Below are 14335 nucleotides of genomic sequence, written 5' to 3'. Positions count from 1 at the left end.
CACATCAATAAGAAAGGCTGCAAAAGTCTTATTTGGTTTGCAGTTACGCAGTTTATGCTCCAGGTAAGCATCCAGATGCTGGCGGTTGTAAGCACCGGTGAGATAATCCTCCGTGAGTCGTTTTTGCTGCATTGCGAGGCCGAGCCCTACGATCCCCAGACTTACAAAGGGCCATGTTAAGGCTAATTTGCTCTCAAATAATTGGAACAAGCTTACAATGAACACCGGTACAGGTATAAACCAAAACAAGTATAACTGTTTTTTATCCAGACGGTGTCGTTTAGCTATCAATAATCGAATGACTGCTAGAATTGGAATGTATTGTAATGCAAATAGGACCGGTATAAACCTCAACTGTTGGTAGGTCCCAGTTGTATCAACAGTAAAAAAGAGGGGAAAAATAAAGTTTAATAGCGACAAAGCCATAGTCAGCACTATGTAAGGAAGCCACAACCACAAAGTATGCTTTGTATGTATTTTATTGTTGAATATAACAGAATCCACTAATAGTACATAAATGATGAGCGGAATGATCTTCAACACATGGTAAACCGATTTTAAAATAAAGATAAAGCGAGCCCATCGTGCGTTACCATTTATCAATAAATAAGGGATTTCTATAACCAACATCACTATTACCGAAAAAACGAGTAATCTGAATAATTTATTTTGGAATTGTTTTTTTTGGTTTTGTTCCATCAAATAAACAAGTACAAAACCAAGCAATATAAGAGCAAAAATTATTGAATCGAGCTTTATGATATATTCATTCATTGTAAGAATTTTCTCCATCTTGCATATAATGATATGCAATTATACCTTCGCGGTTTTATGCATAAAATGCAAGTAGCTAGATCTATTCATCTTTATGTACTCACAGATCGAGTTAACATCAGTAAATATAATAGTCTTTTATTGAATGGCCGCGCCTCATAATGGAAGAGTGCCCCCCCCTTAAAACTACACGATGAATCAGCACCAATGAGATAAATAATGTTGACAGAATTGCTGGCTGTTTGTATTATGGTTTGTACACTGTGCGAACAAACAAAGGGCTATATGATAGTTCAAACCTAAAAGGAATGCTTTAAGGAGCAGTACATGCAATATGGTTATTTTGATGATGAAAAACGCGAGTATGTCATTACGAGACCGGACACTCCAGTATCCTGGACTAACTATCTTGGTGTAAAAGATCTATGTGCAGTTATTTCCCATAATGCGGGAGGTTATCTCTTTTATAAAAACGCTCAATATCACCGCATTACTCGATTCCGTCCAAATGGTATTCCTCTGGATCGACCTGGTCATTATGTCTATATCCGAGACGATGATACAGGGGAGTATTGGTCAATCTCATGGCAGCCTGTTGGCAAAGATCTTTCTGCTGCTCGTTACGAAGTACGCCATGGCCTTTCCTATTCTGTTTTTTCCTGTGAATACCGGGGAATTAAAGCGAGACAGACCCTTTTTATTCCACTTAATGATCCCGTGGAACTGTGGGATGTGGTACTTGAGAATTGCAGCGATCGTGTCAGAAATCTCAGTGTTTTTTCCTACTGTGAGTTTTCATTTAACCATATTGATATTGATAACCAAAATTTTCAAATGAGTCTGTACTGCAGCGGTTCAAGTTACCGCAATGGGATAATAGAAATTGACCAATATTACAACCCTGAGGGGTTTCACTTTTTTACCAGTTCTTTCAACCCTGACGGTTTTGATTCAATGCGAGATGCTTTTATAGGCCCCTATCGCACCGAGACGAACCCCCTCGCGGTAGAGCGAGGATCCTGCAGTGGAAGCAGTGAACTCGGCGGAAATCACTGTGGAGTGCTCCATAAACGGCTTAGATTCGAACCCGGTACTTTTAGTAGACTGGTGTTTATGTTAGGTGATGGAGACCGGCAAGCTGGTGCGGCGCTGCGGGCCAAATACACTGATCCTCAGGTGGTAGATTCTGCATTTCAGGAACTTCGCCGTTATTGGGATACCAAGTGTACTGCGTTCCAATGCAACACACCCCATAAAGGGATGAACACCATGCTGAACACCTGGAATTTGTACCAGGCAGAAACCAATGTGGTGTGGTCTCGCTTCGCATCCTTTATAGAGGTGGGCGGCAGAACGGGGCTTGGTTATCGGGATACAGCCCAGGATGCCATGTGTGTTCCCCATTCAAATCCGCAGAAGGTCAGGCAGCGGATTATAGAACTCTTGCGCGGACAAGTCCAGGCTGGATATGGACTGCATTTGTTTGACCCCGACTGGTTTGATCCCGACAAACCGAAAAATACTGGATTTAAATCCCCTACAGTGGTACCAAGTCCTAATCTTAAAGATGTTATCCATGGTTTAGAGGATACCTGTTCCGATGATCACCTCTGGCTTGTGCCGTCGATCTGTGAATATGTCAAAGAAACCGGGGATCGAGCCTTTTTTGATCTTCAGGTCAGCTTTGCCGACGGCGGTGAGGCTACGGTGTATGAACATATGAAACGGGCCCTGGATTTTTCTGCCGCACAGGTGGGGAAAACCGGTATATGTAAGGGCCTCCGGGCAGACTGGAACGATTGTCTTAATCTCGGGGGCGGCGAAAGTGCGCTGGTGTCCTTCCTCCATTACTGGGCTATACGCGCCTTTGTTGAAGCGGCCGAATATTTAGGCAGAAATGAGGATGTCACAAAATATAGGGCCCTGGCAGATGGAGTAAAAGAAGCCTGCGAGCGGGAACTGTGGGACGGCCAATGGTATATTCGGGGCATCACAGCCCAGGGGAAAAAGATTGGAACCCAGCAGGATAAGGAAGGAAAGGTTCACCTAGAATCGAATACCTGGGCTGTTATTTCCGGTGTGGCATCCGAATCGAGGGCCCGGTCTGCCATGGATGCAGTGGATGCGTACCTCTATTCACCCTGGGGCTTGCACCTTAACGCCCCCAGCTATACCAAGCCCGATGACAGCATCGGTTTTATTACCCGGGTTTATCAAGGAATAAAGGAAAACGGCGCAATTTTCAGCCATCCCAATCCCTGGGCCTGGGTAGCCGAGTGCAAGTTGGGCAGGGCAGACCGGGCCATGAAATTTTACGATGCCCTTTTGCCCTATAACCAGAATGATAAGATCGAAATCCGGCAGGCCGAACCCTATTCCTACTGCCAATTTATCATGGGTCGGGATCACTCAGCCCATGGACGGGCCCGGCATCCCTGGCTGACGGGCAGTGCGGGCTGGGCTTATTTTGCGGCAACCCATTGGATTTTAGGCATTCGCCCAGGCTTTGAAGGTCTCACCATCGATCCCTGCGTCCCAAAGGATTGGAAAGAATTTACGGTGCAGCGCCGCTGGCGGGGGGCTGATTTTTCTATTAAAGTTCAAAATCCTCAAGGTGTTATGAAAGGAGTTGCACAGATCCTGCTAGACGGAAAACAGGTTACTGGGCCCATACCTCCGCAGCAAGCGGGTAGCAGCCACCAAGTTTTGGTGGTCATGGGCTAATTATCTGAACTTGTAATACTGGGACGGCCCTCTTACACTTAAGGTATGAAGCGTATTCCGGTGACCGTAACAGTAGTGCTGACCGCTTTTATCATACTTATGGATGTTCGGGGCCTCCTTGTAATGTGGAAGCCCTATGGACTCCAGCTTCATACCCCGCCTCGAGCTGAACTGCAAAGAAGCATCCCCTTAGGAGGACTTGCCTGGGCGCAGAAGGGCTCGGTCTCTTTGCGGGCAGCGCTTATTGAGCCAGCCTCAGGTAACGCTTTGGCGGAAATTCCCATTGCCAGGGACCGGGTGGAATACCAGGGCAAAGTCCTTTACGAACTTGCCAGTTTTAGGGCCCATATACAAGCGCCGGAAGCGGGAACATATCTTCTCCGTATAGAATTGCTGGATGAAACCTCAGTTCCCCGCGCCAGGGTTGAACGAACTATTTCCGTTTTAGACAACGCCCCAGACAGGGAATTTCGAATGTTTTCCCCCTCTCACTTTGCAGCGCTAGCGGTGCTGTTCGTGCTTTGTCTTGGACTCTTGTGGCTCTGCCGGTCAGACGCACTTACCTCCAACGCAAAGGAATGGCTCGCTTTTGTTATGTACACCCTTATGCTTGTAAATGAGGCGGTCTATCATGTTTACTGGCAAAGTAAGGGAGCCTGGTCGGTCAGCACCGCGCTCATGTTCCATATGTGCGGCCTTTCGATTCTTTTGCTCCCCTGGTTGTTTATTGTTAAACCCGGACGATTTGGCCGTATTTTATTCGAAATGATGTATTTCTGGGGATTTGGCGGAGCGCTCCAAGCGCTGTTAACCCCTGACATTGGTTTATTAGGGTATCCTTCATTCAAGTACTTTTCGTTTTTTATTTCCCATGGATTCATAATCCTGTTGACCCTCTATGCTTCGTTTACGCTGCCTTATCGTATAACGGTAAAGTCTCTGGTTCGGGTTATAGGCATATCAAACCTTATTATATTTATTATCTACATTATTAATAAATTGGTTGTATTTTTACCCCCCTATGAAGTAGGCAACTACTTTGTTCTGAGTTATCCGCCGCTTACCGGGTCCCTGGTCGATGTATTTGTGGCCCTCTTTGGCCCATCCCCTTGGTATTTTATCGGCTTTGAATTGATGGGCTTTGTTGTCTTTGGTATACTGACCGTCCCCTGGTATATCGGAAAGGTGAAAAAACATGATACCCTATAACCATTGGCTGCGCTCGCTGTGGAATCTTTTCATGCTGCTTGTTATTTTGCTGTTCCTTCTGGTTATATCCTATCGGCAAGTATTTCGGCTTTTTACCCCCGATGAATTATATTGGATCCTCGTTGCATGTTTTGCGGTAGATATTGGTTTTAATTTTTTTACTACTATTAAACGGGGCCATATCCGGATCGATACTCCGCAGGAAGTGCGGAGGTACTATATAAGAAAGGCTTTTTGGATTGATGTAGTGGCCGCCCTGCCGATTGAAGCTATCCTGTTTTGGGTTTGGGGCCCCCTCGATGCAGGTACTATCGTTACACCCGTATATATCCTTATTTTATCCCTCACCCTTGTAAAGTTATTTAAGGCGGGGAGTATCTTTAAGTACCTGCAGGAATCTTTGGGAATTATGCCTGCAGCCCGCCGGCTTTTACTTTTTGCCTATTGGTTAGTGGTGGCTATACATCTGATTGCCCTAGGCTGGGTATGGATTGGAGCCGGAGACACGGAACGACCCTGTTTTGACCAATATCTGCGAGCCCTGTACTGGTCGACCACGACCATTGCAACCATCGGGTATGGGGATTATATACCGGATCACAACAGCAATATTCAAATTATTTATACCATTTTTGTCCAGCTTTTTGGCGTTGGCATGTTTTCCTATGTGATAGCCAATGTATCAAGTCTCGTTGCAAACCTCGATGTAGCCCGGAGCTCCTACCGCCGTCATTTAGACGAAGTTAATGCGTTTCTCCATGCCCAGCGGATCCCTGCGCCGCTTCAGGAGCGGGTGCGGGATTATTATTCCTACCTGTGGGAACAGCAGCGGGGAGTCAGCACCATGCAGGTCCTGCAGGAATTTCCCCGGAGCCTCAGCCAGGAAATACTTCTGTATTTAAACCGGGATGTGCTTGAACGGGTGGAGCTATTCCGGGGTGCGGATGAGCTTTTTATACGGGAAGCGATGCAGCTCTTAAAGAGCGAAGTGTTCCTGCCGGGGGAGTATATTATCCGGCAGGGAGAATACGGTGATTGCATGTATTTTCTTACCAGCGGTTCTGTTCGGGTGGTCGCAGATGGAAAGGAACTTGCCCGTCTTGGACCGGGCTCTCCCTTTGGGGAAACAGCTCTGGTTGAACATGGGCACCGGAATGCGAGCGTCATTTCCATCGATTACAGTTCGGGCTATCGGCTTGCTAAATCGGATTTTGAAGGTTTAAGGCAAAAGTATCCAGAATTTGATGAACATATAAAAAAGGTTGTTGCAGGGCGCAAGAGCAAGTAATCGGGCCCTATTGACCTTTTTTTATAAAATTGATATTTTGCAAATAGTTCCTGATGCTGCGGTTTAACAACATTGTTTAACATCTGTGTCGTTCCCAGGCGACCGGTCGAAGCCCCGCACCAATTCGATCGACAGCGCCGCGGTTCAGGTTGCCTTCCGGGTTTTCTCACCTCCTTTTCCCGGAAGGCTTTTTTTGGCATTTAATTTGACAAAATTATAAAATATGTTATATTGGCATTATGGAGATAATGCCAATGGAACTGGAACGAACTATCCCCCTGCTAATTAAAGCCAGGGCAGAAACGATGCCCCAGATTGTCATCCAACTTTCCAAGGATGAATCGGGCACCTTTGTACCAAAAACCTATGAAGCTTTTTTCAAAGAAGTCCAAATAACCGCAGCGGGTCTTCTTGAACTGGGAGAAAAACGGGGCTCCCATATTGGATTGATATCCGACAACCGTCAGGAATGGCTTGTGACAGATATAGCAGTCCTTTCCATTGGCGCGGCCGATGTCCCCCGGGGCTGCGATTCCACGGATAAGGAAATCGCTTATATATTGGGATTTTCCGAATGCTCTCTTTCTTTTGCGGAAAACCCAAAACAGGTAGAAAAGATCCTCTCCCTCAAACAGGAAATGCCCCTTCTTAAAACTATTGTTGTCTACGATCGGTTTGATGAGGATCTCAAAAATAAGGCCGCTTCAAAGGGTGTACGGCTCCTTCATTTTTCCGAATTACAGGATCTGGGACAAAAACGGTTTGAACGAAAGCCCGATGAAATTCTAAAAGAAATTGATCAGGGGCAGCGGGATGACCTGGCGACCATTATCTTTACATCCGGAACTACCGGTGAACCCAAGGGGGTTATGCTGACCCACGGCAACTTCCTGCATCAGCTCCCCAGTCTTCCTCTTATTGCGGATCTCAGGCCCGGTGATGTGTGGCTTTCGGTACTGCCGGTCTGGCACAGCTTTGAGCGGATTATGCAGTATGTTGCACCCTGCTACTACAACGGTATAGCCTATTCCAAACCGGTAGGCTCAATCATGCTCGCTGACTTTAAGGCCGTCCGACCCCAGTGGATGGCGAGCGTTCCCCGTATCTGGGAATCGGTTCGGGATGGTATATACCGGAATATCCGTCAGCACGGAGGACTAAAGAAGACCCTCTTTAATTTCTTTGTATCTGTCGGCACTGCCCATGCCTATATGAGGAACCTGACCCTGGGCCTCTTGCCCAATTTCCATGGCCGTATCCGTTTCATCGATTCTATACTCGGTTTTATTCCCTGGATGCTGCTGATTCCCCTTAAGGCTCTTGGAAATCTTCTTGTTTTTAATAAGCTGAAAGCCCTTCTCGGCGGCCGCTTTAAGGCCGGTATTTCTGGCGGCGGGGCTCTCCCTGCTCAGGTGGATAAGTTCTTCAGCGCTGTCGGCATTACCTTGCTTGAAGGTTACGGTCTTACAGAAACAGCGCCGGTTATTGCCTGCCGCAGGATGAGTAATCCCCGGCCAGGCTGCGTGGGGCAGATCATTTTGAATACGGAAGTAAAGGTTGTAGACGATCAGGGAAACAGTCTTCCCCCGGGAAATCAGGGCCTTATTATGGTCCGTGGCGGCCAGGTAATGAAAGGGTATTATAAAAAGCCTGATCTTACCGCCAAGGTCCTTGCTCCAGACGGCTGGTTCAATACAGGCGACCTGGGTATGCTTACCTATGATAATGAGATAAAGATTACCGGCCGTGCCAAGGATACCATAGTCTTGCGGGGCGGTGAAAATGTGGAGCCCGCACCCATCGAGGCAAAAATAAAGGAAAGCGAATGGGTGTCCCAGTGTATGGTAGTCGGTCAGGATCAGAAATACCTGGCAGCTCTCATCGTTCCAAAACAGGATGCGATAATGGCTTTTGCTCAAGAAAACAATATCCCCATTATTGATTACGAAAGCCTCTTGCAGCAGCCGGAAGTTAATGAGCTTATCGCCAATGATGTGGCTGACCTCGTGGGGCCCCATACGGGATTTAAGCCCTTTGAGCGGGTTTTCAAATTCAAACTGCTGCCAAAACCCTTCGAAGTAGGCCGGGAACTATCCCATAAACAGGAAATTATGCGTCACCGGGTTGTAGAGCTATATAAAAAGGAGATTGCTGAGCTGTTTGAGTAAACAAACGCTTCAATAAAAGTACGCACACCGTCATGTGGCGGTGTGCGTGTACATTTTTCATCAAAAATCTCAAAAAACACCATTGCTTTGTATGTAATAAATACTATAATAGAATCGATTATCATGGACGCGCAAAAACCCCTCATTGTTATTGTCGATGACATTCAAGAAAATGTCCGCATTTTGCATCATGCGATTAAGGATGAGCCCTACTCGTTTGCAATAGCCTATTCAGGAAAGGAACTGCTACAGATATTGGAGCAGCATCAGGTTACGCTTATTTTACTTGATGTTATGCTCCCCGATATCGATGGATTTACCCTGGCGCAGCAAATTCGATCCGAACCTCGATTTAAGGAAATACCTATCATCTTCGTAACCGCCCGTTCTGAACAGGAAGACCGGCTGCGCGGGTTTGAAGCCGGTGGAGTGGATTATGTTTCCAAACCCTTTGACAGCCGGGAAATACTCCAGCGGGTACGTACTCATGTTAATTTACGCCGGGCTCTGGAAGAACAAAGACGGCTCAACAGGGAACTGCAGGAAGCCCTTGATCGGGTTAAATCCCTGGAAGGTATTATACCTATTTGTTCAAAATGTAAGAAAGTCAGGGATGACGAAGGTTATTGGACTCAGGTGGAACGGTACATTACTGAACATACAAAGGCTATGTTTACCCATAGTCTTTGTCCTGATTGTGCCAAACAATATTTTCCTCAGGATATAATTGATGAAAAAAAAGGCTGAGAGCTTACTTTTTTTTCTATTCTATCTAGCATTTGCGAATGTCCTGTGGAGCCAGGAACTGCGGTTTGACCATTTGGATCGAATAGATGGCCTGCCCCATTCTGGTGTATCGGCTATAGCCCAGGATTCCCGTGGTTTTTTATGGTTTGGAACAAAAAATGGCTTTGCCCGCTATGATGGCTATACCTTTATTGTTTATCAACATGATCCTTTTGATGAAAACTCTCTGATTCATAACCAAATTCAGACCATGTATATGGATAAGGATGACGTGCTCTGGTTGGGGACCTATAATGGTCTAGACCGGTTCGATATAAAAAAACGCACCTTCACCCATTTTCAGTATGATGGTGAGAAAACTAATAGTCTTTCCAATGATGTGGTTACTGCTATTGCCAGGGATACCTTCGGAAGGCTGTGGGTTGGAACCTTAAATGGGCTTAACCTTTTAGATGAACCTTCTGGAACATTTATCCGATACTCCGACAAAGACTATAGTCCCCTGATATTGCCGAATCCAACTATTCGTGCCATAGAACCTTATCCGGACGGTACGCTCTATATTGGCACCTATGGAGGTCTGGTCGCTTTTTCGCCGAAACGGGATGCGATAAAGGTTATCAAGCAGACGGAAAACCAAGAAAAGAGCATCCCCTCTGATCTGGTTATGTCCATTAAAAGGGATAAGGATGGCATACTATGGCTCGGCTGCTGGAATGGAGGACTTTCAGCCTATGATCCAAGAACTGATACAGCAACAAATTACATACTGGATGATAAGCGCCTCTATACGATCGATGTGGCCGATCCTCAGTGGGTCTATGCAGGGACCTGGGGTGGCGGACTTTTTATTTTGGATAAAACCTCAGGCCACATTGAACGGGTAATTTCCAATCCCGATAATACCTTTAGCTTAAGCAACAACATTGTCTATTCGCTGCTCCATGATGAAGCGGGGCTCCTCTGGATTGGTACTAACGGGGGAGGGGTCAACAAGCTGGAGCGTAACCGCGATCGTTTGGGTTTGTATAAAAAGGATCCTAAGACCCCAGGCAGCCTCCAAAGCGACAACGTAACTGCAATTGTCAAAGATCAGGACGGAACCTTGTGGGTTGGCTCCTATACCGGCGGGCTTTCTCGGTTGGATGCAGGAAGTTCAGAATGGATCCAATACAAATATGATCCAAAAAACCCGGACAGCCTCCCCAATGATATTGTAAATGGGCTTGCGGTAGACAAGAATAATGTTCTGTGGATAGCCACCAACGAAGGTTTGAGCCGTTTTGATAAACGCAAAAATCGATTTTCAACTTTGTATGGTGGGGAGCTCAAAAAAGGTCCCTTAGCAGATATAACTGTTTATTCCATTTTAATCGATAGTTCAGGACTTCACTGGTACGGGTATTTCCGCAAGGGGCTCCAACGGTATGATCCAGCTACCGGCCAATATACACTCTTTCAGAACGATCCGCAAAACCCTCAATCCTTAAGTGATAACCTGGTATACTTTATTTACGAAGATTCCCAAAAACGAATTTGGGTAGGTACTAATAAGGGGCTTAATTTATTTAATCCAAAAACAGAATCATTTACTCGATATATGTATGATAAAAACAATCCGATGACTTTGCCCAGCAATGCCCTCCGCTGTATGCGCGAAGATTCCCGGGGACGCCTTTGGTTTGGTACCGCTTCCGGCGGGCTTTCCTTGCTTGATGAAAAAACCGGTACTTTTTCTCATATTTTGAAAAAGGATGGCCTGAGCGATGACACGGTCCTTGCAATTCAGGAAGACCAGCATGGCCGGCTCTGGCTTGGCACACTGTATGGCCTCCTCGTGTTTGATCCTGAAACAAAAAATATCAAACAATTGGATATGATTGATGGACTCCAGGGTATGGAGTTCTCTGTTGCTACCTATAAAGATTCAGCGGGGCGGCTGTACTTTGGCGGATCAAAAGGACTTAACGTCGTTTCATCCTTTTCGATCCATTCAAACCAGCATGTTCCCCCGGTTCGGTTTACCGCCCTGCGTGTAGCAGGAAAACCCTTTGAATCTCCGTTGGATATTGCCGAATTGCAGCAGCTAAAACTGGATCATTCATCAAATCTTTTATCTATTGAATTTGCAGCTCTGGACTATGCGAGTTCCGAGGATAACCGGTATCGATACAAGCTGGAAGGTTTCGATCCTGATTGGAGCAATCCGGGACCCCTGCGAATTGCAACGTATACAAATCTGCCAAGCGGCAAATATACTTTTAGAGTGCAGGCCTCCAACAATGATGGCCTCTGGAATAACGAAGGCGCTCAATTATCGATATTTATTTCCCCTACCTTCTGGGAAACACCGGCTGCCTACATTATTTACGCTATACTGGCAGGGACGGTCCTCTTTTTAGTTGGTCTCTGGTCAGCCCAGTCTCAAAAACTCAAAATGAATAGGGCTGAATTGGAACAGAGAATTCAGTTGGAAAAGGAGATGCTTAAAGCCAAAGAGCTCGCTGAACAGGCTAATCGGGCTAAGAGTGAATTCCTTGCTAATCTGAGTCATGAAATTAGAACCCCCATGAATGCGGTTTTGGGCTATGCAGAAATGCTCAACCAAGCGTTGGAAGCGGATGAACGGCAAAATTTGGTTAAGGTTATTGAAAAAAACGGTAAAAACTTGCTTGCTCTATTGAACGATGCTCTTGATTTGTCCCGTATCGAGGCTGGAAAAGAAACGGTACAGGAAAAGCTTTTTAATATTAAAACCCTAGTCCGGGATTTGGTGGAGATGTTTCAGCTCCGAGCCCATGAAAAGGGAATACAGTTAAAGTCTTTTATTGATGAAACAGTTCCTGATACAATTTTGGGTGATGAGACGAAAATTCGCCAGATTATAGTCAATTTAATAGGTAATGCAGTCAAGTTTACCATGCAGGGAGCGGTCACTATTTTCGTAGAAACCCGTAAAGAACAGGACGTAAAAATGGATGACCAGGATGCATATCTGAAACTGTTCCTCAGGGTTGTCGATACCGGTCCTGGTATTGCGCCGGAGAACCTGCCAAAAATATTCGATGCCTTTTATCAAGATCAGGATAGCAATGCAAAGTATGGAGGAACGGGTCTAGGGCTTACCATAACTGCCGGGCTCGTAAAAACCATGGGCGGAACCATAAATGTAGAAAGCACTCTCGGAAAGGGTACAACTTTTGTTGTTTCAATTCCGGTCCATGAAATTAAAAAGACAGTAATAGCCCCATTGGATGCGGCTCTCAAAGAAAATCGGTACCTTAAAGATTGTACGGTTCTTGTGGTAGATGACATTCCTGTTAATGCGGATGTTCTGGCGTACCATATCCAAAACAGGCATGGCACCGTTTTAAGAACCTCAACAATCGCAGAAACAATCGCATTGGTTTATAAGCAGCCGGTTGATGTGATCCTTTTGGATTATCAACTTGCCGGCGGAACTGCAAAGGATGTTATTGCAACACTTCGGAATAAGATGCTTAAAACTATCCCTCCTGTCATAATTGTTACCGCCGATGTGCGTACGGAGCTTATTGAGGAACTGCTTCGTTTTGGTGTTACTACCGTGGTCCCCAAACCGGTGGAGCTGCGTATGCTGATGAATGCCCTGGCCCGTGCAGTCCCCCACAAGATTATCACCATTGAACCAGAAATGGAGCAAAATAGTACCGTGGTGGATGGTAGTGCGGATTCATTTGTACTCGATTTTGCTTTGCTGCGACAGGAGCTCGGTCCGGGAGCTTTCGGTGTGTTTGCTGGGAGGGTACAAGAAGTTCTTGTTCCTCTTGCGGAAAAGCTGCCGCGGGTGCTTATTTTGGATGAATGGAAAGCTTTTATCGCTGCAGCTCAGGATCTGGTTCTGTTGACTGAAAACTCTGTGTTAGCAGCGAGCCATTATAAAAAATGGCTCGCTGAAATGGATCAGGCGTTGAATGAATTAGACGGAGAAAAACTGCTCCATCTTGCACAGATGGTAAGGGGCTTAATAAGCTAAAAACCGGCCAATTCGCCATCCTTTTCAATAACTGCTTCTGTCCCATCAGCAAAAATAGCTACAATTGTCGGATTTTTGACAAGCCCGTCCAAATGTATCAGGGCGGGGGCATCTTCGTCATAGTTATGTCCCACCGCAAAGTGACAGGTTCGGAAGGCCTTTTCGTCTTCAAGCATGTTGCCGGTTATTTTTGCCAGGGGGTTCAGCCCAATGCCGAGCTCGCCAATATTGCGGGCGTTTTTCGCATAAATCGGTCCACTGCCTGCCGGGAGCCGCCCGGACTTTTCATAGTCCAGAGCCTGCTGTTCCGCCATGGTAACTGTTTTAAGAAGTTCCTGCGCTTCTTCGCCCCCTTCAATTTTGGTGATGTAACCTTTTTCTAGGGTACACCGGATTGGTTCCTGTATAAGGATGTCCCGGTCATGGAGACTTATGGAGCCGTCAAATGCGATTAGCCCCTGTGCGGTACCATTTTCGGGGCTTATAAAGGTTTCGCCCGCGGGCAGGTTCCCGCCGGTTCCCGGACGGGAGAAATCGCCGTCATCGGTTTTGGCCGATCGGCCTTTAAGTCCAATACGCACATTGGTACCGCCGGGCGCGGTGATGTTAACCGCCACAGCCCGGTCTAAAATTTCTTTTATGGTTTTACAGCGTTTTGCAAGCTGTTCGTAATCTATAGGTACGGTGCGTATAAAGGATTCAAGGTTTGTACTGGGGGACCAAAAGGCACGACAGGTCTTTTCCCCGTAGAGCTGCAGGTGAAAAATATGATCAAACTGGGTATCCTTGTATTGATAGGGCCGGGCGATTCCCGCCTCATCCTTACCCAGCTTTTCTGCGCTCATGGATATAAATACCGCAGGTTTTGCCTGAAAGGCCGCTAGGACCATGGGGTCTGCAAAATCCATTTGGGTTTTAACCGGCTGGTATATAAGCACGGGCTTTGCCCCGACCCGGATCGCGGCGTCAAAGAGGGCTTGGGAGATAAGGCTCACATCTCTGCGGGGATTACTTACAATAAGGACCCGTTCATTCTTCTTAACCTGAAGGGAGTCTTCAATAGCGATGCGGGCAGCTTCCTGTAGTGCCTTGTCTTGGGATATAAAGTTTCCAAAATAGTCGTCGTATGTAGTGCTCATGACCGGAGTATGAACCCTCCGGCCATATATGGTCAACGGTTATCTATCCCTACCATGTTTTATAAACAAGCCGGTATGTCTTCGTCGGAATACAACCGGCTGTATTTTTGGTTACTTGCTCAGAAGTCGATTGAGCCGTTTTACAAAATCCGCCGGGTCTTGGAGCTTAATTCCTTCCACAATTAAGGCTTGGTCAAGGAGTACCGTTGCCACATCGGCAATGCGATCCTCATCGTTTATGTCTTTAAGACCAGTGACTATGGGATGGTTG

General features: G+C 46.3%; 8 protein-coding genes. 6 read left to right on the top strand and 2 right to left on the bottom strand.

Annotation, left to right across the window (positions count from 1 at the left end; genetic code table 11):
* The coding region (locus tag Q7P68_RS12655) for a nucleotidyl cyclase domain-containing protein (protein ID WP_304226235.1) at positions 1-792 on the bottom strand (792 nt) is incomplete at its 3' end.
* A 309-nt stretch (positions 793-1101) separates the two neighbouring features.
* Between Q7P68_RS12655 and Q7P68_RS12650 the strand changes: the two genes are divergently transcribed.
* The 6 genes from Q7P68_RS12650 to Q7P68_RS12625 all read left to right on the top strand — a co-directional run bounded on the left by Q7P68_RS12650 (position 1102) and on the right by Q7P68_RS12625 (position 12925).
* Positions 1102-3498 (top strand): glycoside hydrolase family 94 protein, encoded by a 2397-nt coding sequence (locus Q7P68_RS12650; RefSeq protein ID WP_304226233.1) that lies wholly within the window; start codon positions 1102-1104, stop codon positions 3496-3498.
* A gap of 45 nt (positions 3499-3543) precedes the next feature.
* On the top strand, positions 3544-4707 hold the full coding sequence (locus Q7P68_RS12645; RefSeq protein WP_304226231.1) for a YwaF family protein: 1164 nt from the start codon (positions 3544-3546) through the stop codon (positions 4705-4707).
* Positions 4694-5995: a cyclic nucleotide-binding domain-containing protein gene (locus Q7P68_RS12640; RefSeq protein WP_304226229.1), complete on the top strand. Its 1302-nt coding sequence runs from the start codon at positions 4694-4696 to the stop codon at positions 5993-5995. The genes Q7P68_RS12645 and Q7P68_RS12640 overlap by 14 nt, the downstream gene beginning before the upstream one ends.
* A gap of 239 nt (positions 5996-6234) precedes the next feature.
* The gene (locus Q7P68_RS12635) at positions 6235-8163 is read left to right on the top strand and encodes an AMP-dependent synthetase/ligase (RefSeq protein ID WP_304226227.1); all 1929 of its coding nucleotides are present in this window, start codon (positions 6235-6237) and stop codon (positions 8161-8163) included.
* Positions 8164-8286: 123 nt separating this feature from the next.
* The gene (locus tag Q7P68_RS12630; protein ID WP_304226225.1) at positions 8287-8910 is read left to right on the top strand and encodes a response regulator; all 624 of its coding nucleotides are present in this window, start codon (positions 8287-8289) and stop codon (positions 8908-8910) included.
* Positions 8894-12925 (top strand): hybrid sensor histidine kinase/response regulator, encoded by a 4032-nt coding sequence (locus Q7P68_RS12625; protein WP_304226223.1) that lies wholly within the window; start codon positions 8894-8896, stop codon positions 12923-12925. Before Q7P68_RS12630 ends, Q7P68_RS12625 begins: the two co-directional genes overlap by 17 nt.
* Here Q7P68_RS12625 and Q7P68_RS12620 read toward each other — a convergent pair.
* On the bottom strand, positions 12922-14064 hold the full coding sequence (locus tag Q7P68_RS12620; RefSeq protein WP_304226221.1) for an aminopeptidase: 1143 nt from the start codon (positions 14062-14064) through the stop codon (positions 12922-12924). The genes Q7P68_RS12625 and Q7P68_RS12620 overlap by 4 nt on opposite strands.
* Between the last annotated feature and the right edge of the window lie 271 nt (positions 14065-14335).

Source organism: Gracilinema caldarium (assembly GCF_029265695.1).
GTDB lineage: Bacteria > Spirochaetota > Spirochaetia > Treponematales > Breznakiellaceae > Gracilinema > Gracilinema caldarium_A.
The sequence above is the reverse complement of the archived record's forward strand: the minus strand, read 5'-3'. Positions and strand labels throughout refer to the sequence as shown.

Coding starts and splice junctions, on each gene's coding strand:
- Q7P68_RS12650 (WP_304226233.1), top strand. CDS start 1,102: ATGCAATATGGTTATTTTGATGATGAAAAACGCGAGTATGTCATTACG.
- Q7P68_RS12645 (WP_304226231.1), top strand. CDS start 3,544: ATGAAGCGTATTCCGGTGACCGTAACAGTAGTGCTGACCGCTTTTATC.
- Q7P68_RS12640 (WP_304226229.1), top strand. CDS start 4,694: ATGATACCCTATAACCATTGGCTGCGCTCGCTGTGGAATCTTTTCATG.
- Q7P68_RS12635 (WP_304226227.1), top strand. CDS start 6,235: ATGGAGATAATGCCAATGGAACTGGAACGAACTATCCCCCTGCTAATT.
- Q7P68_RS12630 (WP_304226225.1), top strand. CDS start 8,287: ATGGACGCGCAAAAACCCCTCATTGTTATTGTCGATGACATTCAAGAA.
- Q7P68_RS12625 (WP_304226223.1), top strand. CDS start 8,894: ATGAAAAAAAAGGCTGAGAGCTTACTTTTTTTTCTATTCTATCTAGCA.
- Q7P68_RS12620 (WP_304226221.1), bottom strand. CDS start 14,064: ATGAGCACTACATACGACGACTATTTTGGAAACTTTATATCCCAAGAC.